We start from the raw sequence: 23,688 nt of genomic DNA, 5'->3' as shown, positions 1-23,688 counted from the left end.
CCCTCACACGGAGGCTCGTATCCCATGCACGTTTCTGTGCCGCCCGCTGTCCAAATCGCCGTCACCGCTGCCCTGGTGGTGTGGATGGCCACCGGCTTCACCCGCTTGCCCGGCCGCTGGCTGCGGTGGAAGATGTTCTGCCGCGCTACCTTCACCATCGTCACGCTGACCGGCACCAAGGACGGCCGCACCGAGCCGGTGAACGTGTACGACCACCTGTCCCCGGGATCCTTCATCCTCGGACCGCCTCAACTCCAGGCGATCGTCTCCCACCTCATCACCAGCGGACGGTACGACCGGATCGACGGACACGGCCGCGTCCTGTCCGAACGGGGCGAGCAGCGCGTCGAGGTGAGGGACGGCCATGTGGTTCTTTGACGCCCTCGCTTCCGGCTTCCAGCACCCCACCGACCCCGGACGGCTCCAGTGGTTCCGTGTCATCTTCGGCACCGTCTGTACGCTGAGGTTCGCGCTCTCGATGGGACAGGGCGGCTGGGACCGCTTCGCCCCCGGATCACTCAGCTCGCACCTCGCCGAGCAGCGCTTCGGACCCGCGCGCGCCCGCCTCCTCGCCGGCGTCTACCGGCCCGTGCTGGTGGCCCGCATCGCCGCTGCCTTCGCCCTGGCGGTCGGCATGGTGCCGCGCCTGTCGCTGCTGCTGGTCCTGGCCGGAGTCGCCATGGAACTCCTCTACCTCCGGAGCCCGAACGCGGTCCGCTACACCCTGCTGACCGGCGCCTGCCTCCTCCTCGCCGGCGACCTCGGCCACGGGCTCCACATCGAGCACGGCTCCAGCACGGCGAACACGTGGGCCCAGTGCCTCCTCGTACTGATCACCACCGACATCTACTGGAACAGCGCCTGGCAGAAGCTCCGCTCACCCCAGTTCCGCACCGGCCTCTACCTCGCGCAATGGATCCATGTATACGGCCAGGTCAAGGACCAGCTCCCCTACCGACGCCAGTACGCCGTACCCGGCCTCGTACGCCGCCACATGGGCAACCTCACCGCCAGGGACATCCGCCTCTGGCGCCTGGCCGCCGCCACCGTCATCACAGCCGAGATCGCGCTGCCGCCCGCGCTGCTCATCCCCCAGACGACGCCGTACGCGGTCGCCGCCGGCATCGCCATGCACGCGGCCTTCACCTGCCTCAAGCCCCGCCAACTCCTCACCTTCTCCGGCCTCACGGTCGGCACGTACGTCGCTTTCTCCGCCTGACCGGCAACCTCTCCGACCGACCGGCTCGGCCAGCCTCGGCTTCGTTCGAAGCGTACGACCTGCGCTGGAGGACTTGCTGGGTGCTGGCGCGATCATTGCGGCGCTGGAGTCGCGACGCATTGGCCTGTTGTCCTGTGAGGCAGTTGCTGCACGGACCTGCTTCACACAAACCGTCAATTATGAGAATCCAGGCGGCAGCGCATTTTCCCTGAGCCAACGGCGGACTGCCTCCGCATCGTCCTCACGCCCGAGCCCCTTAAGGAGATCTGCCTGTAGTCCCAGCGCAGTGTGGAGTCGTGGAAGCTCAGACGGCGCCGTGGCAACGTGCCTGCGGTAGAAGGCCACAGCCTCCTCCGTTGCGCGTAGCGCCACGGAAAGGTAGCCCTCCGATGCCAGAAGCATCGCGAAGACAGTGAGTGAAGTGGCGAGGTTGGACAGAGAGGCGGCGAGGTTGGGTTCGTGGGCGGCGGGGTTGTCTGTGGCCAGCCGACGCCGGATCTCCACCGCTTCCTGGGTGGTGGTCAGGGCTTCGCTCTGCCGCCCTGCCTCCGCCAGCCGGATACCGAGGTTGGACAGAGAGGCGGCGAGGTCGGGTTCGTGGGCGGCGGGGTTGTCTGTGGCCAGCCGACGCCGGATCTCCACCGCTTCCTGGGTGGTGGTCAGGGCTTCGCTCCGCCGCCCGGCCTCCGCCAACTGAACGCCGAGGTTGGACAGAGAGGCGGCGAGGTCGGGTTCGTGGGCGGCCGGGTTGCCCGCAGCGAGTTGCTGGTGAGTGCGGGCGATGACGCTGGTGAGGCGAAGGGCGAGGGGGGCGATGACGCGGGATGGGTAGGGGAGTGCGTCTGCTGCGGTCTTGACACCTTGGTAGGTCAGGGGGGCGGCGCCCAGGGCCGTGTTCATGGTGTTGAGGACTTGTTCGCTGGCGGTCTTGCGGCCGCTGTTGTAATGGGCAATGGCGGCACGGGCCAGGACGGTGATGAGCTGGGCCTGTTGTCCGGGCGCGGCCGCGCCGAGCAGGGCGGGCAGCAGGATGTCGCCTTCGGTGAGGGTGCGGGAGGCGTGGTATTCGGCGATGCGGTCGGGTTGGAGGGAGCCCCAGTAGCGGTCGCCGTCGGCCGGGTACAGGGAGGCGAGCCACGCAGCGGCGGGTTCCGTCTGGTGGGCGGGCAGGCCGGGCAGGGTCGTGATGACGCGCAGAGCCTCGTCCTTCGTGCCGGCGCCGCACAGGGCGGCCACCGCCACTGCGGCGCCCAGGGTGGGGGCGGGCAGGTCGAGTCTGTAGGCGGGCGAATTGGCGCTGGCTTCCCAGTCGCTGACGTCGATGTCGCCGCCGCCGGGCTGGTGCGGGGTCAGTTTCACGGTAACCGTGTGGGTGGCCTTGCTGCCGCTTTCCTTCTTGCCGCCCAGGCTGATCACGCTCCAGCGCAGTCCGCCGTTGACGCCCTTGGTGCCGGTCAGCTCCAGGCCGAGATCCAGCGTGATCTCCCCCAGGGTGAACAACACCCCCTGGTCCCCCCGGCCCGTGGGGTCGGCGATCCGGTCCTGAGCCTCGGCGACCTGGTCCCGCAGCAGCGTGATCGCGTCCGCCAGGTCCATCCACTCGTGATCCGAACCGCTTGCGTTACCCACCACAGTCCCCCTCCTCATCTTCCTCACCCCCTGCCGTACGGCAGGAGGCGTATCCGGCTACTTCTCCCGGCGCGAACCAGCCGAAACCACGCCACGGCCGTCGCGTTCCCGAGAACCTGTCACGCTCCGGCCCGCCGACGCTCCGGGCCAAGCCCCGGACGCGATGACCCCGTATACCCGGCCCAGGGTTCGCGCCAGCGCCGTACCCGCCGTCCGCGTCTGCGGCCGGCGGGTACGGCGTGCGTCTACGCCCGCCCGTGCAGAGACCCCCGGAACTTGCGCCCCCACTACGGATCGTCGAACTCCCGGTAGCCATAGCGCTTGCGGATCTCCCACGAGTGCTCGTACGCCGTCGGCTTGCGGTCGGTGTACCGCTTGATCACCGAGGCGTCCTCGATGTGCCAGTTGCTCGGCGAGGTAGTCCACCACCTTCCACGGCACCGCCAGCGGGGCCTCCAAAAGGAACAGCCCGACGTAGCGCACCGTGCGCAACTGAAAGGCGAAACCGGTGGCTGTCCGCCCTCCGCAGCGCGATCAGGTCCCGGTCGTCGTCATCCAGGAGAAAAAGCGCTCCAGCTCAGGACGCGTCGGCACCTCCTTGAAGGTCCCGTACAAATCGGCCTGCTCGTCAGTCAGGAATTCCACCGGCACGCAGTGACCATAGCCATGCCACAAGCCCGTCCAGCGGGTTTGCCCGAACTGCCCCACGACCGCCGATCGCTGTGCTAAATGGCCAAGATCAATATCACCGTTGCTGAAAGGGACATGGTGCCCAGCACGAGCGCGACGCGAGCGGCTGACTCTGGCCCCGTACAAAGCGACACGACCCTGCGGGGGACACGGCAACTGCCGCGACTCCCGACGTTCAGAGAACGACAACGTTCAGCACGATTCCCAGCGAGCCGAGCTGGTTCTATCCGAACTGGCCCAGCTCGGTGGCGGGTCCGCCCGCGATCTGAAGTTCCCGACGGAGGGTATTCGTGAAGAGGTTGGGTGGACGCGTTCCGTCGGGCGTGTCGATCGCGTCGTCCCTGTGCGCTTCGCGGTCCTACTGTGAGAACGCGTAGGTCCGGACGGGGTCGAGGTGCAGTTCGTTGGGCCCGAAGCAGTCGGCCGCGAGGGTCGCGACCGGAGCGCCGCAGGGGCAGGCCCGGTTGAGCCCCTCGTCTCCGGTCGGTCCGCAGCACCCAGTGCTGTTCTCCCAGTTGGGCAGGGGCTGGAGGCCGGCGGCGTCGTCGGGGTGCACCAGCACTGTCTGTCGACTGCCCGCCGAGATGACGAACCCTTCCTCCCGGCAGACCACAGGGCCGCGTGACTGAGCTGGCTTCGGGCCCTCCTGATCGTCCTGCTCGACGAAGGGGGGTCCCCAGGGCTCTGGATCGATCGCGTAGTGGCCCCGCGGAACGGTGGAAGGTGCCCGGCGTGTCTCCTTGTCCCGGTGGCGCTCGTTGTCGGAGACGTCAGGGATGGCGGCAAGCTCGGCCAGCTCCGGGGTGATCGCGGTGCCGCACTTGGAACAGAGGAAGGCGGTCATCCCCTCGTTGTAGTGCTCAGGGCTACTGCTTCGCATCCTCGTTTCGCTGCTCGGAGTCGATGTTCGCGACGAAGCGGGCCGCTTCCTGGAAGGCCCCGCAGTCGGTGGCGCGGTCAATGCGCCGCATCTTCTGGTCCGGCAGGTCCGCGAGCTGCGGGGCGTAGGCCGCAGGGAGCAGGCTCTTGACGAGGCGGGCGAGGTTCTGGGCCCTGTGCGCGGCTGCGCGTGGGGTGGGCGGGGGCGGAAGGCGGAAGGTGGAGCCGGCGGGAGGCTTCGTCGAGGGTGGCCCGCGCGCCTGTCGCGGCGTCCGAGTCCAAGGGGACGCTGCGGACCAGCGTGCGCAGATCCGCAGCAACGATCCGGCTGTACTTGGTGAACTGCTCGGATGCGCACAGCGCGACATCGACTGCGGGGAGATCGGGACTCGTCAGGTTCCAGGTGAGGGCCATGTCGATGTTCGCCAGGACCTCGGCCCTGTCGGGCACGACGGGGATCAGCGAAGCCATTCGCCTACCACGTCAGCGGTGAGGAGCTGGAGCTGCCACGCACGGGTGACCACGTGGTTCCGGTTGTGAGCGCCGAGGGTTACGAGGAGTTCGCGGCCGTTCGCGCGTACGTCGTTGATCGGCAGGTTCAGCTCCGTTGCCATCTGGGCGGCCCGCATGCCGCGTGCGATGAGCGGGACGAGGTCGCGTTGTTCGGGCGGCAGGTGCAGCGTCTCGGATTCGAGCAGCGGCGGGCGGGTGATGGCCCTGGTCGCGTAGCCGACGGCGATGGCGGCGGCCGTTTCGCGTACGCCATGCAGTTTGTGCTTCGCCATCTTGAGGTAGCTCGCGGCGGTACTCTCGCGGATCTTGAGGTCCAGCGCGACCACGGAAAGCGTGCTGCCGGCGGCCAGGCCCTCAAGGACCTGTCGCTCTCGGGGCGCGAGAACTACTGTCGCGATGATCATGCTGGCCACTGCTTAACTCCTCGGTGTGTGTGGGTGATCCGCTGGCACAGCGCGGCGTGCCGTAGCTCGTCCGGCGCGGGGGCAGTGGGGCGACGGACACGGGCCCGGGGTGGGTGGCGGCCGTCACGCGATTTCCCTCATCGAACCGGTCGCGGCGAGCCGTTCCAGCAGGGCGTTCGTAGTCCCGGCCATGCGCCGCAGGTGCCCGAGCGCGGTGGCGTAACCACCTGGCAGTTCCTCGGAGCGCAGAGCGCGGGCCCGCGTTACGAGGCCGACCACCTCGGCGTCCTTGTCTTCAGCGACGACGGCGATGTCGACGAGCCTCTTGAGGTCGCCGCGTAGCTGCTCGGCGGTCTCCTCGAACTCGTGCGGGGGCGGGTCCTGGTCGCCGAGCACGTCGCCTACGTCATCCAGAATCGCGTCGAGGGGCTTCAACTCGCGGAGCAAGGAGGCGAGAAGGGCGAGAGTGTCGGCGTTCAGGGCCGGCTTCCACCGTTCGACCGGGCGAAAGCCGGGGCTGTGGGCCTGCGTGGCGGCGGGGGAGCACATCAACAGCTCCCGATGGCGAGCGTGCACCAGGTGGTGGCGCCATCGGCACTGGTGCCCCACGAGCCGTCTCTGCTGTCGGCGATCGCCTGCACGAGGGCCAGTCCGCGGCCGTGCTCGTCGTCGTCGCCGGGGCTCCGCACGGCGAGGCGGGAGGAACCGGGAACTCCGTCGTCCACGCGGATACGCAGGATGCCGCCGTCCAAGAGGTCGACGGTCAGCCTGATTTCCCAGCCCCCGCTGTGCAGGATGGCGTTGGTGATCAGTTCTGAGACGACGAGCGTCGCGTCGTCGGCGACGCAGTCCAGACCGTACGAGGCGAGACGTTCGCGGGTTACGCGTCGCATGGCGCCGACATGGGACTCGTCCACGGGCGCGGGAGGCTCGCCGGGCTGACGTTCGGCGATGCGGAACCGTACCTCCACCAGCCCGCAGTCGCGGATCGCGGTCGGGCGCTGCGGCGCCGGGGCGTTCACCGCTCCGTTCCGATCCGTGCGGGTTCGCTGCTCCTGTGTTCGGGGGTGCAGTCGAGGGAGTCCACCAGGACGCGGGAGCGAGGGCTCCGGGCGGGGACGCGTCGGTGCAGCATTCCGGTGTAGACCGGAAGGTCGGCGATGGACGCGTCGGCCAGGTTCCGGCGGCGGGTCAGGTCGTCGGGAGTACGTCGGGACGTCACTGCGCGCCTCCGCCCGCGATGGGGGAGAGCGTGCCGAGCTTCCTGTAGAGCGCGACCGTGTCATCGGCCGTCAGAACCAGCGGTACGAGAGCGAACTCCGCGGTCCCCTCATGGAGTTCGAGGGGAACCGCGAAGCGTCCGGCTTGGGTCGGCGCCGTTTCGGCCTGGCGTGCGAGGCGGAGGTGGCGCGTGGCGGATGGTGATACGGGCGCGGTGCCGTCTTCGGCCTTCGTGTGACTCTTCGTCATGACCCAGAAAAGTAGGGCCATTTCATTGCGTCAGCCCTGAGAAATATTCAGGGCTGAGTAACGCTCAGGGTTGGCGCGATCACTAAGCGGCAAGTCCGATGTGTGTGGCGACCGCACGCAGGTCATCCCGCCACATGGGCTTCTCCCGCTTCAGCAGGTCGGCCACGGCCTCCCTGACCAGGGACGAGAACACGATCTCTTCGGGGGATTGCGCCTTCAGCTTGCCGAGGATGTGCACCGTGGCGTAGTCGTCGCGATGGACGCGGTTCAGGTTCATCACCTCGATGAGGTACCTCGTCCGACGTTCGAGCGGTAGTTCCGGATTGACCTGGACGTGGTCAGCCGCGCGCAGGGCCTCGGTCGTGTCGCCTTCCTCGGCCTTCAGATGAACCTCGTGCATCGCGAAGTTGGTGGGACCGAAGCACGTGTGCCAGTGGTTGAGGTCGGCCCCGACTCTCTGCACAGCCGCCTTCGCCCCGAGGTACAGGTCCCAGGCCCGGGGTCCCTTTGTCGCCCGTACGGCGGCGACAGCGCCTTGCAGGTGCAGCGCACCGTACGCCGACCAGTGCTCGGGGCCGGCATCGTCGCCCGGCCGGCACTGGTCGATGGTCTGCCGCGCCAGCTCGTAGCTGTCGTCCACGTCGCCCGAGGAGGTGAGCACGCAGGACAGGTTCCAGGCCGCTGCCGCCAGGAGGGCGGGGTCGCCGGCGTTGTCCGCCAGAGCCAGGCCCCGGTCGGCCGCGATCCGGGCGAGGGTGGGCTCGCCCACCCGGCGAAGCCAGATCTGGTGCAGCCCGTAGACGCTGATGAGCTGGCGAAGGACCGAACTCTCCTCCCCCGGTGTGGCGTCCCGCAGGGCCGCGTGCCCCTGCCGAAGGAGATTCGGCAGGCGTTCGCCCACGTCGAGGTAGCGGTCCTCGGCCTGAGTCTCGTACACCGTCCAGGCACCCGTCACGGACTCCTCGAAGTCGTCCGTGGCGACCTCCGCGATCCTCTGCGGCAGGAGGGACGACGGAAGCGAGAGAGCTTGGCGGATGGCGGGGACGTGCTGGTGCTCGGCCCCCGCGGTGGAGATGCCGGACACGTAGCCGCCGGTCAGATCCTCAATGCCGCATCGCAGGGTCTTACTGAGAGCGACGAGAACGGTGACCCGGTCCAGCGGCATACGGTCATTCTCGATCTTGTAGACCCAATTCTCCGACCTGCCGATAAGGTCACCCAAGACCCGTTGGGACATCCCACGGCGCTCTCGGAACCACTTGATCCTCTGCCCGATACTGAACAACTCTCCGTCATACGCCATGGATTGACCATCCGTCGTAGGGGGACAGGGCACGCACGTTCAGCGTATGCCCGCGCGGATTGGTCAGGGGCGATACTGGTTCTCTCTCCTTCGGGAGGGAACTCAACGGTCCTCCTGCGGACATGCGGCCGGGGGATCGCGTATACGCACGAGCAGATCGGCAGGGAGGCCCCTATGCCAGCCCCGTACCGTGGCCTGATTCTCGACTTCGGTGGTGTGCTCACCACCCACATGAGACTGAACGGCGAGGCATTCGAGAGGTCCGAGGGATTGCGGCCCGGGGCTTATTTCGCAGCCCTGGACGACAACCCGAAAGGCGTAGAGATCTACGCCGCTCTTGAGGTCGGAGAGGCCACTCAAGAGGACTGGAACCGCGTCATCGGCGGCATTCTCGGCATCGATCCCACGGACCTGATGCGGCGCGCCCTTGCCAACCTGCATCCGGAGCCACAGATGGTCGCCGCGGCGCAGCGCGCCCGCGCGACCGGCATCAAGGTGGCGATGCTCAGCAACTCGTTCGGGATCGAGCCCTACAACCCCTACGAGGACAAGGGCATGTGGGGAGACTTCTTCGACGCGGTGATCCTGTCGGAGCTGGAGGGCGTACGGAAGCCGTCCCCCGTCATCTACCAGCGGGCGCTCGACGCCTTGGGGCTGACCGGGCCCGAGTGCGTGTTCGTGGACGATCGCGAAGTCAACCTGCCTCCCGCCGAGGCGCTGGGTATCCGGACCGTGCACCACACGACCGACCCCGCGGCGACCGCGCGGCTGCTGGACTCGCTCCTTCTCGACCCGACCCCGGCCTGACCGAAGCGGAGGCTCCATGCGGGACGCGAATCCCTATGAGCGCTCGGCCGGACCGGCCGCGGCGGCGCTGCCGAGCCGACTGGTGGCGGGCCCCGCGGCGTTGTTCGTCTACGGCACTCTTCAGTTCGACGCCGTTCTTTCCGGGCTCATCGGACGCGTGCCCGCGCGGATTCCCGCGGTCGCCTCCGGGTGGCGGGCCGCGGCCCTCGAAGGGCGCGTCTACCCGGGGCTGGTGGAGTCACCCGGCGCAGCGGCATCCGGCTTCCTGCTGACCGGCCTGAGTCTGCGGGAGTGGGTGATCCTCGATCTGTTCGAGGACGATCAGTACGACCTGCGGGAGGTCGCGCTCGCTTCCGGTGCGCGTGGTTGGGCGTATGTCTGGCCGGTCGGAGAGGTCCGGAACGAGGTCCGGAACGGGGTCCGGACCGAGGACTGGGACGCGGACGAGTTCGCGGCCTCGCACCTCCAGGAGTACGCCGCGAGGTGTGTCCGGATCTCCGCGCGACTGGCGGCGGACGCGAGCGAGATCGTCCCGTAGAGGTTCGCTGCCCGTCGCGTGTCTTCTTGCGCTGTCCGTCGTTGCGGAGGCATGACGGTGATTGCTGTATGAAGGGCGATCGGCACCCGAAGCCGGATGTCGAAGCGGCTCTGCGGCGGGCGGAGAGCACGGGTCTGAAGGTCAAACGGGACCAGAACGGCCACCGGTGGGGATACGTCATCTGCTGTCCGTGCTCGGCCAGCACGAAGGTGTGGTCCACGCCGGCGAATCAGGGCACGGAAGGTAAGAAGATCGATGAGTTCACCCGTCGGCACAGCAACTGTGCGTGAGTGGTCGTTCATCCTGTACCCCGAGAACGAGCCGACGCAGGAGCAGTCCGACCGTTTCGACCACGCGGACGCCCTTGCCGGGGGTCAGGTCGGCTGGGAGGAGGACGGGCAGGGCACGCGGTTTCCCTGCGTGGTGGAGGCAGCCCACTTCGACGAGGCCGTGGCGTGGGCCATTGAGCGTCTGGGTGAACTGGGGTTGCCGATCGCGCGGGTCGAGGCAACGGGGTAACTGGTCACGGAGCGTCCAGTTACCTGGCCATGGACGCCGCCGGGGCGGAGGGCCAAGCGGCGAGTTGGAAGCGGGCCGTGCGAGGGTCGTGGCGGCCGACTCGGCAGTCGTCGGCGGCCTTGCCGAGGGCGTTGTTCATGCGGGTGAGGAAGCGGTCGTACTGTTCGTGCCAGAGCACGGCCGAGCCGGCTTCTTGGTAGGCGTCGGTGCGGGCGAAAGCGAGGGCCGTGATCTCGTGGACGAGGTGGTCGTGCTTCGCCCAGCACGGTGGGATGACGTGGTGGGGCTGCCAGGCGTACGTCTGGTTCAGCCAGCGGCATACGGCGTCGAGCCATTCCGGCAGCGGCGCGAGCAGCTCCGGTGGCAGTGTGCCGATGTCCCAGGGCGGAGGGCCGTCCGCTGCTGATCCTCCGGTGGCTCTCTCGGCGAGGTAGTCGGTGATCAGCGCAGGGGGTTCGGGGAAGGGCGCGAGGCGGGCGAAGGGGTTCTCGGTCATGCGGCGGTAGTTCCTCGGAGGGCCGTCCATGTGGCGGCGTGGGTGTCGGCCTGGGTCTTGTGTGCTGCGGCTTGCCTGGTGCGCTCCGTTTTGTTGGCCTCGCGAAGGTCTCGTACGTGGGCCTCGATCTCCGGCCAGGAGTTCCACGTCCACATGCCGTCGAGGCGGGTGATGACCGGGGGCAGGTTGTCGGCGAGGACGAGGGCGTGGCCTTCGTGCAGGGCCTTGATCTCGTCGCTGCGGAGGACCGGTTCCAGGGCCGTGTGTGTTGCGGTCGAGTGGCCGGCGCGGTCGCCGCCGGTGGTGGTTCTGGTCGTACGTACGCGTTCGACCTGGCCGCAGAGTTCGGACATGTCCCGGAGGAACGCGGGGTCTTTGGCGCCGCCGAAGACGACGACGTGGTTGGTGAACGACGCTAGCTCGTTCGCGGTGTCCTCGCCGAAGCGGGCACGGGCGGAAGCCCAGCCTTGGAGGCCGTAGATGACAGTGATGCCGCGTCCGCGGCCGTCGGCGACGCGTTGGCGGAGGGAGGGGATCGGCGCGATGTTCGGCGCCTCGTCCAGGGCGGCCAGCAGGGGTGGGTCGAGCCGCCCGGCTCGGGACGTGAGTGCGTGGGATTCGGCGGTGTCGAGCAGGTCCTCGGTTACGGCTGTGGTCAGTGGGGCTACGGAGTTCACCTCCGAGTCCTTGCCCAGCAGGTAGACGGTGCCGCCCGCGTCGAGAAAGGCGCGGAAGTCCGTCGGGGCCTCGCCATTGCCCTGAAGGGCGTCGATCACCGGCTGGTGGATGAGGGGTTCGAGCGCGGCGTCAAGGGTGGCGGCGGTGTTGCCGACGGTGCGGCTGTCGCCGGTGGTGGCCGTACGCAGCATGTCGGCCCAGCCGGGGCCGGCGCCTGGGTGGGCATGGAGGATGCCGAGCGGCGCGGGGTCGGTCAGCTTGCGGGCCCACTTCAGTACGGTGCCGATGCCGGCGCCGTCGAGCGCGGCGGCGTGGAGGAACGCGGCGAGGATCTTGGCTGCCTGGCCCTTGTAGAAGGCGCTGCCCTCGCTGGACTGAGCGGCCGAGCCGGGGGTGCGGGAGCCGGCGATGAAGCCTTTGGCCCGCATCATCGCGGTCTCGGTGTTCTCCGCGCGGCTGACGGGCGACCACCGGAATCTCGGCAGCGCGGGCGCGATGTTCTGCGGGTCGAAGACCAGGACCGGGCGGCCCTCGCGCCGTCGGGCGTCCAGGGTGAGTTCGACCAGGTCGGGCTTGGTCGAGGTGGCGAGGACCGGTCCGGTCCAGTTGCGGATGGTGGGCGCGAAGAACCGCAGGGTCTTTCCGCTGCCCATCGGGCCGATGACCCGGCACGCCTTGTCGGCCCGGGACCACAGCTCTACGCCCTTGGGACGCTGCGAAGTGCCGAGGGAATAGCCGAAGTCGTGAGGATCGAGAGGGTGGCGCATGACGTGCTCCGGAGCGAGGGGAGGGGCGGTCAGGAGTCGGCTTGGCGGCCCTTCGTTAGGCTCACCGCCGATGTCCGGGCGGGACGGCCTTCACTGCGGACCAGGGACGGGCGGATCTCCGTGGCCTTCAGGACCGTCCTGGCCGACAGATGCCGCTTGAGCTGGGATTTGGCCGCGAATCCGGCGTTGCTGCGGCCCCGGTTCGTCAGAATCCAGACGGTGGCCAGGGTCACCGCGCACACAGCGGTGAGGGCGTACAGAGCCACGGAGATTCCGCTCGGCATGAGGTCCATCAGCCGGCCTTCCGCGCTCGGGCGGCGAGGTAGCGCATCCGCCGGCCGCAGAGCCGGGACAGCGACGCGTCGGGACCGGCACAGCGTGGCGGAGCTGTGTGGAAGGCCAGGTGGAGGTCTTCGGCCGCACGCCAGATGTGGGTGACGGCCGTACGGACGCGGCCACCCGCGGCCGAGTAGTCGCCGTGGTCGAGCACGGCGGCCAGGGCCTTCGTCCGTTGGGCGAGTGCGAGGGCCTCGGCGTGCAGCCGGTCGATGTCTTCTCGTACCGCGTGCTCGTCGGTGGTGACGGTCATGGAGAGGGCGCGCTCCGAATCTGCGGGGAAAGGTACGGCGGCGACGAGGCGGCGGTACGCGCTCATTCGGCGTCCGAGGTGGTGCTGGTGAGGTCCGTCATCGAGCCGGAGGAGAAGCACAGGTGCTGCTCGGCCTCGACCAGGAGGTGTTGGACGCCGGGGTAGATGACCTCGCCGACCTTCCACAGCGCGATCCCACGCCGCAGGCGCATGATGTGCTCCGCCGTCCAGGACGGGAGCCCGAGACGCGACACCGTTGCCTCCGCTTCGGCCTTCTTCTGCGAGTAGATGACGATGGTGTCCGCCATCTTCAGAGCCGCCTGGGTCTCCGGGCTGTCATCGATGTCCGACAGGTGGTGGACGATGAAGATGCAGGACAGGCCGTAGCCCCTCGCGAACTTGAGGAACTTCTCCAGCAGCGAGGCGAGTTGCGGGGTCCCGAGGATGTGCCACGCCTCTTCGCAGACGAGGATGCGCTTGCGCTGTGTGTAGCGGCGGCAGCCCGATTCCGGGTTCGGTCCGAGTTCCCAGGCGCCGGAGTTCGCGTCGACCACGACGCGCTCGTGCCGGCTCGGCTCCGTACCGCACTCGCACAGCGGGCGCAGCCAGACCTCTTCGAGGAAGACGCTGATGACGGCCACGAGGATCGTCATCGCGACGCCACCGGACGGGACCTTGGTCAGGTCGAAGACGATCATGTCGGCGTCGAGGTCCACCCCGAGGCTGGTCGGTCCGTCGAGCATGCCGGTGAGATCGCCGGTCGCGTCCTGCTCGCTTCCGCAGAGCCGGTCCAGTACGTACGACGCCTCCAGGCCGTCGCCGAGGAGTTCGTCCCGCGTCCGCTGCTTCGCTGTCGCGTCGGCTTCCTCCGGTGACCGGAGCGCGGCGGCGACGTCCGCGAGGACCGGCGTACGGCCGAGACCGCCCGCGCGCCGGTGGGCCCGGCGGATCGCGATGCGCAGGGCGGAGCCGGCGAACTCGTCCAGGGCCTTGCCGAGGCCGAGTTCTACGATCGTCCGCACCAGCTCGATCTGGCGCTTGCCCGCGATGGCGGGGTCCATCGGGTTGATGCAGGAGGCGGCGCGCCCGCCGCCCGGGGCGAACTTCACCGGAGCCTTGCCGGTCAGCGAGCGGCCGAGCGCGGCCCACTCGCCCTCCTCCCGCTCCTTCTGCTCCTTGGTGTCGAGCACGACGACCTGACGGCCGAGGCGGATCTGCCGGGCGGTGTAGGTCTTGGTGAGCGCCGACTTTCCCCGGCCGGTGTCGCCCATCACGATCATGTTCCCGCCGGGCAGGCCGTCGCCGAACGCCGAGAAGGGGCAGTAGATGAACGCCTTCCCGCTGTACAGCTCCCGGCCGATGATCGCGCCCGCGGTGCCGAGCGTCGGCGGCGCGATGGGCAGGTAGAGGGCCTGGCTGGTGGTGGTTTCGGTGTGGAGGGGGCGTCGTACGGTCTCGTGTGCCGGCGTCAGGGGGCGGAGGTCGAGCAGGTCGGTCGTCGTCACTTGATGCCTCCGGCGAAGGGGAGTGTGGTGGCGAAGGCCCGCGCGTGTTCGAGGTCGAGCCACTCGATGCGGAGGTGGGCGTTGCGGGCTCGGGAGGCGGTCGTACGTTTCGTACGGTCCAATGCCTCCCTGCTGCGCGCGGAGACGGTGAGGTAGCCGACGACGGCCGCGCCGGCCGCGCCCGAGGCGGCCAGGGCCATGCCGCGTGAGCCGGTGGCGGTGGCGGCGATCATGTCGCGCGGGTCGACGTTCTTGCCGCGCCGGCGGTCGCGCAGCAGCTCGGCCTGGTTGTTGGTGTCCTCGGCGAGCATGCGTTCCACGGCCTTGTCGTTCGGCTCCAGGGCTTGAGTGATCGCGATGGTCCGGATGACGTCGGGCATTCCGATCAGCAGCGGGGAGAGGAAGTCGGGCCCGACGGGGGTGGTCGGCCACGCGGTGACGGCTGCCGTCGCGTGGTACCAGCTCTCGGTGGATCCGGCGGCGCGCGTCGCGACGTACTCCCCGTCCCGGACATCGATGTTGCGCGGGAACGCGTGTGCCTGCGGGAGGCCGGTGTCCCAGATGGCGTGGTCGGGGTCGTACGCGTTGCGGATGAACGCGGTCATCCGGCCCTCGTCCAGCGGGGCGATCACGGAGAGGTCGGCGTCTTCGCAGCGGGCCCACAGCTCCTCCAGGTACGCGGCCATCGCGGCGGCGACACCGTCGTCACCGGCGCCCCGGGCCGCGCCGTCTGCCGCGAGGTCGCGGGTGAACTTGGCGTGGATGGTGACGTAGTAGCGGTGTTCCTCGGCCGAGGTCGACACGGCGTTGGCGAGGGTGTCGTACGAGTCCTTGAGCCACGGCGGGACGGCGGCGGTGGCCGCGGACTCGTCGCGCTGGGCGATGAACCGCTGGTGGGCGTGCGGGTCGCTCTTCATCTGGCGGGCGAGGACCTGGATCCGCTTGACGGGGTGTTCTTCGACGTTGCCGAAGGCGTCGAGCAGTTCGCCCCACCGCTCCAGCGCGACGACCTGCTCGCCAACTTCCTTGCCGCCGAGGCCGGGTGAGGCGATCTCCAGGGTGGCGGTGACGCAGCGGGCCTCGGGCTGGAGTACGACGACAGCGTGTTGGCCGCGTACGGTGACCGGCACCCACGTCATCCCGGCGATGCCCTCCGGCTCGGTGAGGGCGGCGTCCGGCGGCGTACCGTCGCGGCGCACGCCTGCCTCGACGGCGGGGGACACCCACACGCCGCCGGAACGGGCGAGGGCACGGCGGTGGTAGCGCTTGATCCGCCACCAGCGGTAGACGGTACGGCGCTGGGACGTGCCGCGCGGGCGGTACGGGGCGTAGACGACGAGGAGCGCGAGGACGACGGGCAGGACGAGGCCGGCGGCGGCGAGCGCCGTGGCGCCGCTGAGGGCGTAGCCGAGCAGGATGCCGGTGGCCGCACCGCCGCCGAGGACGACTTGTTCGCCGAGGTCGCGGCGGCCGACCAGGCCGGTGGGGCGGTGCTTTCCGAACTGGTATGTGCGAGCGGACATGGGTGGGTCACTGGTCCTTGCTGGGGTTCGGCGGTGATGGCGGGCCCGGCGCGATCGACGGGCCTGGGGCGGGAAGGGGAGGGGAAGCGGGGCTGTTACCGCCGACGACTCCCCCGCCGACGACCGGACCCGATCCCGATCCCGATCCCGGGCTCGGGCCATGGCCGCGAGCGGAGGCCGGTGCCGCGGTGTCCCCGCCCTGCTTCGGCTCGGGACCGCCGCCGGTCGCGGCGTCGGGTCCCTGGGCTCCAGGGGCGCTCGTGGCCTTGTTCTTCGCGAGGTCCACGCCCGCCGTGACGACGGCGGTGACTGGTTCGGCCACGGTGCTGGCACCACTTCCGGCAGCTCCCGTAACGGCTTTTGCTCCGGCCGTCTTGGCGCTCGCCGTACCGGCCTGCCCGCCGACGGTGGCGGACGATGCCGTCGCCTTGCCGCCTGCCGAGGGAGCCGTCGCCGTACCGCCGGCCGACCTTCCGCCGCCCACCAACGCGTCCTGTACGTGCATGCCGAGGGCCCGGTTCGTGTGCGCGGCCGGGCCGTCGACCACGGCGGCCGGACCGGAGGACTGGGCGCTCTTCCGGTCGTGGTGGAGCTGCGCCATCTCGTCCCCGAAGGCGGGCACCCACTTGTAGAGGGTGGCGGAGGCGAACACCGCGAGAAGGAGGATCAGCGCGCCGACGAGCGTCTGGGAGACGGCGTCGGACATGCTGCCCGTCGAGTCGCTGAGGATCGCGCCGCCCAGGCCGAGCAGGGCGAACAAGACCGGTTTGGTCAGGCCGATGGCGAAGATCGCCCCGATCCACTTCTTGCTCTTGCCCCACAGGTCCTTGTCGACCAGCCCCGCGTTCACGAGCGGCCCGAGCGCGACGGCCACGTAGATCGCGGCGCTGCGGATCAGCAGCTCGATCCACATCAGCAGCGCGCCGCACAGCATGATCACGTTGACGACCATCAGCTGGCCGATGCCGTCCTTCGGATCGGCGGCCAGGACCTTGAGCAGGTTCTCAAGGAAGGGTTTGAAGTTGTCGGTCGCGTACGGCTCGAAGACGGCGGTGACCTCGTCGATCGCCTGCATCAGCAGGGCGATGGCCCCCGGCGTCAGCGCGTTGACCACGAACTGGAGGACCAGGAATCCGACCGCCTCACCCACCGCCGTCGTCAGCGCGACCCCACGCACCGCCCGCTTGGCCACGGCGATCAGCCACAGAGCCACCGTGATCAGCGAGGAGGCCGCGAAGATGAGCGCGTACTGCTTGAGGAAGTCGCCGCTGGTCAGGTCGATCTTCGTCGTGCTCTGCATCAGCTCCAGCATCTTCCGCAGGAACCAGATGTTCGCCTCGGTGAGCTTCTGGAGCAGGAACCCCAACGGGTCGGTGGCGAAGTCGACGGCCGCCTTCGCCTCGCACACCATGGGGATGTAGCAGAACGGATTCGCCGAGGCGGACGGCACGAAGACGAACCCGAGGAACACGACGGCCCCGACCACGGTCCCGAGGCGCCGCCCCCACCGATAACCGGCGTCGTCACGGAAGCGCAGGCGCATCGCCGGCACCTCCCACGGACGCGAAGCTCGCGGCTGACGAAGCCTGCTCCTCTGCGGGCGGAGCGGGCACCAGGGGCTCCGACGGGGTGACCGCGAGCGTCTTCCAAGTTCCTTCGGCCCAGGTGAGTTCCACCGCCATACGGAGGAAGGCGACGCGCGGGCGCTGCGTCTCGTCCGTACCCGCGACGCCACCGACGGACGCCGTCCACAGCTCGACGCTCGCGGCCTGGCCGGAGTACGCCACGGAGCGCGTCGCCAGGACAGCGGTCCGCGTGACGAGCGCGCCTCCGTCCACGGTCCTGCCGTCCGCGCCGAGCGCGCGGTTCTCGACGACCAACCGCGCGGTCGTGTCGGCTTCGGACGTGACCGTCCCCAGCACACTGGGGGCGGCCGTGGCATTCAGCATCCGGTGCCGCCAGCCGCTGTCCGTAAAGAAGCGTGGATCGCCGTAGAGCATCGCGGCGCTGGTCGCCGCCGCGCGCGCTTCCCGCTCATTCCGTACGTACGCGGCAGGGAAACCACCCGCACCCACCGCACCGCTCATGACCGGGTCGGCGGCACTGGCCGGTACGTAGTCCGCGAAGTCCCGCGTGACATTGGACGCCTGCCGGGTATCGATCGGAGCGACCAGCCCGCCAGCGGCAGAACTACCCTGCATCTTCCAGTCGTTGTCCTCCCAGACCAGGATGAGCGTCACCGACTGGAAGGCCGCACGCGGCGTCGCGTGCCCGGCCGCATTGCCACGCACAGTGGTTATCCATAGACGGACTGCGGCCTTGTGGATATCGAATCCCAGCACCCGCGCGGAGAGCACACCGGTACGCGCGATCGCCTGTCTGGGATCGGCCTTGGCGTTTTCACCGCGCAGCTCGCCGACCACCCGATCGGCCCTGCGATCGGCCTCCCTGGCCACTGCTGAGGCAGCACTGCTCACACCCAGGACCGACACGGCGCGACGCCGGAAGCTTCTGTCAATGAGGAAGCGCGAACTCCCCATAACTACCGTGTAATTCGCAGCAGCGGCCTTGGCGCCGGCTTCCGTGTGGGGATAGCCGACGGGCACACCATGGACGAGACGGACCCGGCTCTCAACGTTCTCCTGCGCCATGTGCCCCGGGGAGGAGGTGACGGAAGACGGTGTCGCAGTGTCGTGGGTGGAGAGGCTCAGGATCAGCCCGGTCGCAGTGACGGCGGCGACCGCGCCGGCTGCGAGACCCCAGAGTTTCGCTCGGACTCGGACAGGCATGGGTCACACCCCCATGCCGTAGGTGATGCCGACGATCGTGCCGAGGGATGCCACGAGGAAGATGCAGGCCAGACCGCCGACCATCATGCCCTTGCCGCGTGAGCTGTCCATGGTGGAGTGCCCCTCGCCGAACCACCCCTTGCTCTTCCCGATCCCGGCGAGGAAGGCGCCGACCCCGACGGCGAGAACGATGGCGGCGAGCACGCCGAGCAGGACCTTCGCCGTGTTCCCGAGCTTCCCGAACGGGCCCCAGTCCGGCTTGACGCCGGTGACGACATCGGCGCCGGCCGCGAGTGTGGTGTGAAGGGATGGATCGGCAGCAGCAGAGATGAGGGCGTGCATGAAGGTTCCTTCGTTGTGAAATGAGGAAAAAGGGCTACGGGCTACGGGCGCGATCAGCCGACGTGGCGCATCGCGACGATCTGCGGCGTCCAGTAGCTGAGGGGCTTGATCCGTACGACGGCCCCGGTGTGCGGCGCGTCGATGACCTCGTTGTTGCCGATGTACATCCCGACGTGCTCGGGGCCGGCGCTGCCTGGGACGGTGAACAGCAGGTCACCGGGCTGAAGTTGGGAGACGCTCTCGACCGCGGTTCCCGACCGCACCTGTTCGTAGGTGGTGCGGGGCAGGTTCACACCGGCCGAGGCCCAGGCCATCTTGGTGAGCGAGGAGCAGTCACAACCGCCCTGCCCGGAGTACGGCGAGACGCAGTTCCCGCCCCACTGGTACCAGGACCCCAGCGCCGTCCTCGCCGCCGCGATGGCGCGGGCGGCCCCCTTGCCCGCTGGCAGGCCCGGGTTCACGGCGGCTGCCCACTCGGTGGCGAGGGTGCGGATGCTCTTCACGTAGCCGCGCGTTTCCGCGTAGGGAGGAACGCCGCCGTACTTGATCACATTGCCGTCGCCCGCGTTGTACGCGGCGAGCATGTTGTCTGTGGAGTCCCCGGGGACGTCCTTGACCGCCTTGGCCAGTACGCAGTCATAGCGGGCCTGCGAGGCGATCGCATCGGCCGGGTTCAGGATGTCCTTGACCCCGTCACCGTCACCGTCCACGCCGTACAACAACCAGGTGCCCGGCATGAACTGCGCGATCCCGCGAGCCCCCGCAGGCGACTCGGCCTTCGGATCGAAACCGCTCTCGGTATACAGCTGCGCGGCCAGCAGCGAAGCTGTGACCTGCGGACACGTCCCGGCCTGCTTCTCGACGAGCACACGCACCCACCCGGGAACCGGCGCGTCAGCCAAAATGACCCCACCCGGCCCCGAGCCCAACGCCGAGGCACGCCCCGACCCGCCGAGCGTCATCAGCAGAACAACCCCCGCGACCACCAAGGCCACAAGGAAACCCAGCCCGACACTGACGATCTTCATCACCGCAGCCCGCCCCCGTCAGACCCAAGGCAACGCAGTAACGCGCCAACCGCCGCCGACGTACTCCAGCCGCAGCACGAGCTGCTCGCTACTACGCCGTGACGGCCCCGACTTCGGCGTCGTCACGAGGACATACCCCACCCGCACGAGAGCGGACGCGGAGGTCACGGCCGGGGCGCCGTCCGGCACCACGACAGAGGAGATCTCGACCCTCTGCCGCGCCTGCTCCGCGCGCAGGACAGCCCAAGGCGCATCCTGCCCAGGCCGCTCCTGCGCAAGGACATCCACCAACCCACCGGCGGCGAACCCCGCCGCCCGAACACCGGCATCCGCGTACGCCCGATCCCGGCCGTCCCGAGCGTCGTGCTCCGCGTACGCCGAGGTGAACGCACGCGCCGTACGGTCAACGGCGGCAGGCAGGGCCTGGCTCGGAGCCGCGCTCCTCTCTGCAATCACGGTGGTTGGTGAACTGCTGCCGACGGACATGGGACGGGGGTGCGAGCCCGTGGTGTCGATGACTGAGTTGGAGCAACCGGTCGCCAGCATGAACGGGGAAGTCACGGCACCAATCGAGAGGAATATACGAATGAATCGGGTAGAGCAGGGCATGCGGGAACCACGGCCTCGGTACGGATGGAACAAGTAGGTGAGTGGGTGTTACGACTCCAGGGGAACGGTCGCAACACCCCTTCGCAGAAGCGGGGTGGATCCCGCTCCTGCGGTTTTATCAGCATCAACTGCGAATAGTTTTGTGGTCGCGCAAACTGTCGTAGCTCATAACAAATCAATCCACCCTCACGCTGGATAGGCATTGATACGCGGAACCCATGCGCCCAACCGCATTGCGCGTTGGTTGCGCTGCAAGATTGACAGGGGTCTGCGGACAACTCGAATGAGAGGGAAAGGGGGAACTGGTTTCCCGGAATTTCATTCCGGGAAGTTCACTGTTCTGGTAAATGCGGGTGCGCACTCGTCACCTTCGGCTCGCACAGCCGGAGGAGACGGCCTCATCGGCCGGGACGACGGTGCTGCCCTCGATCTTTCTTGACGGTCCGCCGACTCCGTCTGCGGACCGTTTCGCATCCGGTGGCTGAGAGTGGGCAGCCCGGCAGTCAGAGTGTCGCGTCGGGTGGGCGCCAGGTTCCACGGTCCGTGGGATGTTGCCGCTCGCGGACGGCCGCCCCCGCCTCCAGGCCATCGTCCCCCGGCCGGTGACCGACCCGCTGGCGGCCTGCGCGACGGGGATGGTGCTGGTGGGCGGTTGGCGCCCCGGCGGAGACCAGAGCCGCGCTGCTTGCCGTGCCCGGCGTACGGGACGCCCTCGTGGTCCCGTGGCGAGACCACCGGGACGTACAGCGCCTGGTGGCCTATGTGGTCGCCGACGCCTCCGATGTGGCCCACCTGCGCCGTCTGCTCTCCGCCACCCTGCCCGCCGCTCTCGTTCCCGGCGTTTTCGTCGCACTCGACCGTATCCCTCTGACGGCGAACGGCAAGCCGGACCGATCCGCTCTACCGGAACCCGAGACGCCTGCCGACCGCGCCTTCCTTGCCCCGAGCACTCTCGTCGAGCAGACGATCGCCGACATCTGGTCGCAGGTACTGGGCCTGGAGCGGGTGAGCGCGCACGACAACTTCTTCGACTACGGCGGGGACTCCTTGCTGACCATCAGGGTGATCGGGGCGGCACGCCGCCGTGGTCTGCCCCTGACTCTGCGGATGTTGTACGAGTACGACACCCTGGCCGCCCTGGCCAAGGCCGTCGACTCGCTGACGGAAGGACAGAGCATGACGACCGAGATACCTCCACGCTCCGGGGTGGCCCGGCCCGTCCCGTTGCCACAGACCTTCAGGGAGGAACTCCAGGAGGTCATGAGGGCCCACCACGTACCCGGTGTGAGCATCGCACTGCTGCACGGCGGCGAGGTGGTGTCCGTGGAGGGGCACGGAGTGACGGCTGCCGACCACCCCGAACCTGTCACCTCCCGCACCGCCTTCCAGGTGGCCTCGGTAAGCAAGCACGTCACGATGCTGGCCGTGCTCCAGCTTGTCGGCGACGGTCTGCTCAACCTCGACGCCGACATCAACCGGTACCTCACCACCTGGCAGGTCCCCGGCGGCGCCAGAATCACCCTGCGCGAGCTGATCAGCCATCAGTCTGGCCTCAGTCATGTCGCCCCGACCAACTACTTGCCCACCGAACTCATGCCGGAGATCCCCGAGATCCTGGCCGGCCACTCGCCTGCCACCAACGCGCCAGTGCACGCCGAGCACCTGGCGGGCACCGTCTTCAAGAAGTCGAACATCAACTTCTCGGTCCTGGAGCAGTTGCTCCTCGACGTCACTGGTGAGCCCTTCGAGTCGATGATGCGGCGCCTCGTTCTGGACCCGCTGTCCATGGCCGACAGCACCTTCGACCAGAATCACCCCGTTGACGCGTCCGTCCCGGTGGCTGTCGGCCACGCCACCGATGGCACGCCGATACCCGGCCGTTGGCGCATCCGCAACGAGGTCGCGGCCGGCGGGCTGTGGGCGAGCGCCGACGACCTCGCCAAAGTGGCGCTGGAGATACGCCGCGCATACCTCGGCGAACCCGGCACCCTGCTGAGTCGCCCACTGGCGCAGCAGATGCTGACGATCTGGCATCCCGGCAGTTTCTACGGCCTCGGCACCGTCGTCGACATCACCGGAGGCGATCTGGAGTACGGGCACGGTGGCCGTACCGTCGGCTACCGCGTGGGCACCTTCACCCGCGTCGACAGCGGCGAGGGCCTCATCGTGCTGACCAACTCCGAGAACGGCAAACAGGTCAACACCTTCGTCGCGGACGCCGTCCGGCGGGCGGACGGCGGCCTCGGAACGGGGGAGATGATCACCACATGGGCTCATGCCGACGACGAGCCGGTGGAACGGGGGACATCGGGTGAATGAGGCGCTCGAAAAGGCAGTGGGGAAGCGCCCGGACAACGAGGCCACCGCAGTACTTCTGCGGGTCGAAGGACCGCGGGGCCCCTGGTCGGCGGCTTCCGGGGTGGCCGACCTCACCACCGGCGAGAAGGCCCGCCACGACCACAGGTTCCGCATCGGCGGAGTCACCAAGACCTTCGTCGCGGCGATCGTGCTCGGGCTGGTCGACGACGGCCTGATCGACCCGGACGAACCGCTCCAGCGTCACTTGCCCGGGCTGCTCAAGGAGCCCGTGACGGTACGCCAGCTCCTCGACCACACCAGCGGACTCGCTGACGACAGCGACGTCCGCTACAACGACACTCCCTGGTTCCTGCGCCACCGCTTCGACGTCTTCACCCCGGCCCAGCTGATCGACCTCGCTCTGCGGGAGCCGCTCACCTTCGCCCCCGGCACCCGGCAGCAGATCACCCGTGCCAACTACGTGGTGGCGGGGATGCTGGTCGAGCAGCTCACCGGACGTCCGTACGCACAGGTGATTGAGGAACGTATCCTGCGCCCCCTCGGGCTGACCAGGACCACGCTGCCGGGCACCGACCCCACCATGCCCACACCGCACATCCGTGGCTATGAGAACGAGGTCGACATCACCGAACACAGCCCGACGATTCACGGTGCCGCCGGCGAGATGATCTCGTCCGTCCCGGACCTGGACCGGTTCCTGACAGCCTTGTTCGGCGGCGAACTCCTCACCGGGGAGAGCCTCGCGCACATGTTCCGGGTCCCGGACGTCCCCTACGTTAGAGGCGGCCAGGCATTCTGCGGCGCGGGACTCGACAGCATGGTCCTGCCCGACGGTACGACGGTGTGGGGCATGGCCGGCGTCGTCCACGGCTATCTCGGCGGAATGGGGGCCACCCGTGACCTGGAGCGCCGAGCCGTCTACATGATGAGTCCGCGTACACGAGGTGACCTGCGGGTGCCACCGACGGTTCAGTCGCTCCTCACGGCGGCCCTCACACCCGGCCGCTGACACCCCGGATGGCAACGGCCGAAGACCGGCGCGGTGCCCGAACAGAGCTACCGCGCCACCTCG

25 protein-coding genes and 1 pseudogene are annotated in these 23,688 nt (G+C 68.8%); 7 read left to right on the top strand and 19 right to left on the bottom strand.

Features of this window, described 5'->3' with window-relative positions; translation table 11 throughout:
- The first annotated feature begins 24 nt into the window (after window positions 1-24).
- Both AB0389_RS19225 and AB0389_RS19220 read left to right on the top strand, forming a co-directional pair.
- Window positions 25-378 carry a hypothetical protein gene (locus tag AB0389_RS19225; RefSeq protein WP_366396608.1) on the top strand — a complete coding sequence of 118 codons (354 nt, stop codon included), beginning with the start codon at window positions 25-27 and terminating at the stop codon, window positions 376-378.
- Entirely contained in the window at window positions 365-1,219 is an 855-nt protein-coding gene (locus AB0389_RS19220) for a hypothetical protein (protein WP_366396607.1), read from the top strand. The genes AB0389_RS19225 and AB0389_RS19220 overlap by 14 nt, the downstream gene beginning before the upstream one ends.
- Before the next feature lie 177 nt (window positions 1,220-1,396).
- Here AB0389_RS19220 and AB0389_RS19215 read toward each other — a convergent pair whose 3' ends face one another.
- The 9 genes and pseudogenes from AB0389_RS19215 to AB0389_RS19175 all read right to left on the bottom strand — a co-directional run bounded on the left by AB0389_RS19215 (window position 1,397) and on the right by AB0389_RS19175 (window position 8,107).
- Window positions 1,397-2,848 carry a trypco2 family protein gene (locus AB0389_RS19215; protein ID WP_366396606.1) on the bottom strand — a complete coding sequence of 484 codons (1,452 nt, stop codon included), beginning with the start codon at window positions 2,846-2,848 and terminating at the stop codon, window positions 1,397-1,399.
- A 290-nt stretch (window positions 2,849-3,138) separates the two neighbouring features.
- Window positions 3,139-3,499, bottom strand: a pseudogene (locus AB0389_RS19210) (DUF4158 domain-containing protein); the annotation flags it as partial.
- A 397-nt stretch (window positions 3,500-3,896) separates the two neighbouring features.
- Complete coding sequence (locus AB0389_RS19205; protein ID WP_366396605.1) at window positions 3,897-4,418, bottom strand: hypothetical protein; 522 nt, start codon at window positions 4,416-4,418, stop codon at window positions 3,897-3,899.
- Window positions 4,419-4,875: 457 nt separating this feature from the next.
- On the bottom strand, window positions 4,876-5,334 hold the full coding sequence (locus AB0389_RS19200) for a LuxR C-terminal-related transcriptional regulator (protein ID WP_366396664.1): 459 nt from the start codon (window positions 5,332-5,334) through the stop codon (window positions 4,876-4,878).
- 123 nt (window positions 5,335-5,457) lie between these two features.
- On the bottom strand, window positions 5,458-5,883 hold the full coding sequence (locus AB0389_RS19195) for a DUF6415 family natural product biosynthesis protein (protein ID WP_366396604.1): 426 nt from the start codon (window positions 5,881-5,883) through the stop codon (window positions 5,458-5,460).
- The gene (locus tag AB0389_RS19190; protein ID WP_366396603.1) at window positions 5,883-6,356 is read right to left on the bottom strand and encodes an ATP-binding protein; all 474 of its coding nucleotides are present in this window, start codon (window positions 6,354-6,356) and stop codon (window positions 5,883-5,885) included. Before AB0389_RS19190 ends, AB0389_RS19195 begins: the two co-directional genes overlap by 1 nt.
- Window positions 6,353-6,556 (bottom strand): hypothetical protein, encoded by a 204-nt coding sequence (locus tag AB0389_RS19185; protein WP_366396602.1) that lies wholly within the window; start codon window positions 6,554-6,556, stop codon window positions 6,353-6,355. The genes AB0389_RS19190 and AB0389_RS19185 overlap by 4 nt, the downstream gene beginning before the upstream one ends.
- The gene (locus AB0389_RS19180; protein ID WP_366396601.1) at window positions 6,553-6,804 is read right to left on the bottom strand and encodes a hypothetical protein; all 252 of its coding nucleotides are present in this window, start codon (window positions 6,802-6,804) and stop codon (window positions 6,553-6,555) included. Before AB0389_RS19180 ends, AB0389_RS19185 begins: the two co-directional genes overlap by 4 nt.
- Before the next feature lie 82 nt (window positions 6,805-6,886).
- Entirely contained in the window at window positions 6,887-8,107 is a 1,221-nt protein-coding gene (locus AB0389_RS19175) for a helix-turn-helix transcriptional regulator (RefSeq protein ID WP_366396600.1), read from the bottom strand.
- 174 nt (window positions 8,108-8,281) lie between these two features.
- On the opposite strand from AB0389_RS19175, the gene AB0389_RS19170 reads away from it, so the two are divergent.
- From AB0389_RS19170 to AB0389_RS19160, 3 genes are all read left to right on the top strand, one after another.
- Window positions 8,282-8,914: an HAD family phosphatase gene (locus tag AB0389_RS19170; RefSeq protein WP_366396599.1), complete on the top strand. Its 633-nt coding sequence runs from the start codon at window positions 8,282-8,284 to the stop codon at window positions 8,912-8,914.
- A gap of 16 nt (window positions 8,915-8,930) precedes the next feature.
- Window positions 8,931-9,452: a gamma-glutamylcyclotransferase family protein gene (locus tag AB0389_RS19165; RefSeq protein ID WP_366396598.1), complete on the top strand. Its 522-nt coding sequence runs from the start codon at window positions 8,931-8,933 to the stop codon at window positions 9,450-9,452.
- A gap of 255 nt (window positions 9,453-9,707) precedes the next feature.
- Complete coding sequence (locus AB0389_RS19160) at window positions 9,708-9,971, top strand: hypothetical protein (RefSeq protein ID WP_366396597.1); 264 nt, start codon at window positions 9,708-9,710, stop codon at window positions 9,969-9,971.
- Between the two features lie 19 nt (window positions 9,972-9,990).
- Here the strand turns inward: AB0389_RS19160 and AB0389_RS19155 are convergent, their stop codons facing one another.
- From AB0389_RS19155 to AB0389_RS19110, 10 genes are all read right to left on the bottom strand, one after another.
- Window positions 9,991-10,467 (bottom strand): hypothetical protein, encoded by a 477-nt coding sequence (locus AB0389_RS19155; protein ID WP_366396596.1) that lies wholly within the window; start codon window positions 10,465-10,467, stop codon window positions 9,991-9,993.
- Window positions 10,464-11,912, bottom strand: a complete 1,449-nt coding sequence (locus tag AB0389_RS19150) for a TraM recognition domain-containing protein (protein ID WP_366396595.1) — start codon at window positions 11,910-11,912, stop codon at window positions 10,464-10,466. The genes AB0389_RS19155 and AB0389_RS19150 overlap by 4 nt, the downstream gene beginning before the upstream one ends.
- Window positions 11,913-11,941: 29 nt before the next feature.
- Entirely contained in the window at window positions 11,942-12,196 is a 255-nt protein-coding gene (locus AB0389_RS19145; RefSeq protein WP_366396594.1) for a hypothetical protein, read from the bottom strand.
- An 8-nt stretch (window positions 12,197-12,204) separates the two neighbouring features.
- Complete coding sequence (locus AB0389_RS19140) at window positions 12,205-12,567, bottom strand: DUF6238 family protein (protein ID WP_366396593.1); 363 nt, start codon at window positions 12,565-12,567, stop codon at window positions 12,205-12,207.
- Window positions 12,564-14,006 (bottom strand): ATP/GTP-binding protein, encoded by a 1,443-nt coding sequence (locus AB0389_RS19135; RefSeq protein ID WP_366396592.1) that lies wholly within the window; start codon window positions 14,004-14,006, stop codon window positions 12,564-12,566. Before AB0389_RS19135 ends, AB0389_RS19140 begins: the two co-directional genes overlap by 4 nt.
- Window positions 14,003-15,529, bottom strand: a complete 1,527-nt coding sequence (locus AB0389_RS19130) for an SCO6880 family protein (RefSeq protein WP_366396591.1) — start codon at window positions 15,527-15,529, stop codon at window positions 14,003-14,005. Before AB0389_RS19130 ends, AB0389_RS19135 begins: the two co-directional genes overlap by 4 nt.
- A gap of 7 nt (window positions 15,530-15,536) precedes the next feature.
- Complete coding sequence (locus AB0389_RS19125; RefSeq protein WP_366396590.1) at window positions 15,537-17,072, bottom strand: hypothetical protein; 1,536 nt, start codon at window positions 17,070-17,072, stop codon at window positions 15,537-15,539.
- Window positions 17,053-18,180 carry a hypothetical protein gene (locus AB0389_RS19120; RefSeq protein ID WP_366396589.1) on the bottom strand — a complete coding sequence of 376 codons (1,128 nt, stop codon included), beginning with the start codon at window positions 18,178-18,180 and terminating at the stop codon, window positions 17,053-17,055. The genes AB0389_RS19125 and AB0389_RS19120 overlap by 20 nt, the downstream gene beginning before the upstream one ends.
- 141 nt (window positions 18,181-18,321) lie before the next feature.
- Window positions 18,322-18,660: a hypothetical protein gene (locus AB0389_RS19115; RefSeq protein WP_366396588.1), complete on the bottom strand. Its 339-nt coding sequence runs from the start codon at window positions 18,658-18,660 to the stop codon at window positions 18,322-18,324.
- A gap of 53 nt (window positions 18,661-18,713) precedes the next feature.
- A complete protein-coding gene (locus AB0389_RS19110; protein ID WP_366396587.1) occupies window positions 18,714-19,529 on the bottom strand; it encodes a bifunctional lytic transglycosylase/C40 family peptidase in 816 nt (271 codons plus the stop codon).
- Window positions 19,530-20,978: 1,449 nt separating this feature from the next.
- On the opposite strand from AB0389_RS19110, the gene AB0389_RS19105 reads away from it, so the two are divergent.
- Both AB0389_RS19105 and AB0389_RS19100 read left to right on the top strand, forming a co-directional pair.
- On the top strand, window positions 20,979-22,616 hold the full coding sequence (locus AB0389_RS19105) for a serine hydrolase (RefSeq protein WP_366396663.1): 1,638 nt from the start codon (window positions 20,979-20,981) through the stop codon (window positions 22,614-22,616).
- Window positions 22,609-23,625, top strand: a complete 1,017-nt coding sequence (locus AB0389_RS19100) for a serine hydrolase domain-containing protein (protein WP_366396586.1) — start codon at window positions 22,609-22,611, stop codon at window positions 23,623-23,625. Before AB0389_RS19105 ends, AB0389_RS19100 begins: the two co-directional genes overlap by 8 nt.
- Window positions 23,626-23,688: the final 63 nt, after the last annotated feature.

Source organism: Streptomyces sp. NPDC093109 (assembly GCF_040701725.1).
In the GTDB taxonomy this organism is placed as follows: Bacteria; Actinomycetota; Actinomycetes; order Streptomycetales; family Streptomycetaceae; genus Streptomyces.
The sequence above is the reverse complement of the archived record's forward strand: the minus strand, read 5'-3'. Positions and strand labels throughout refer to the sequence as shown.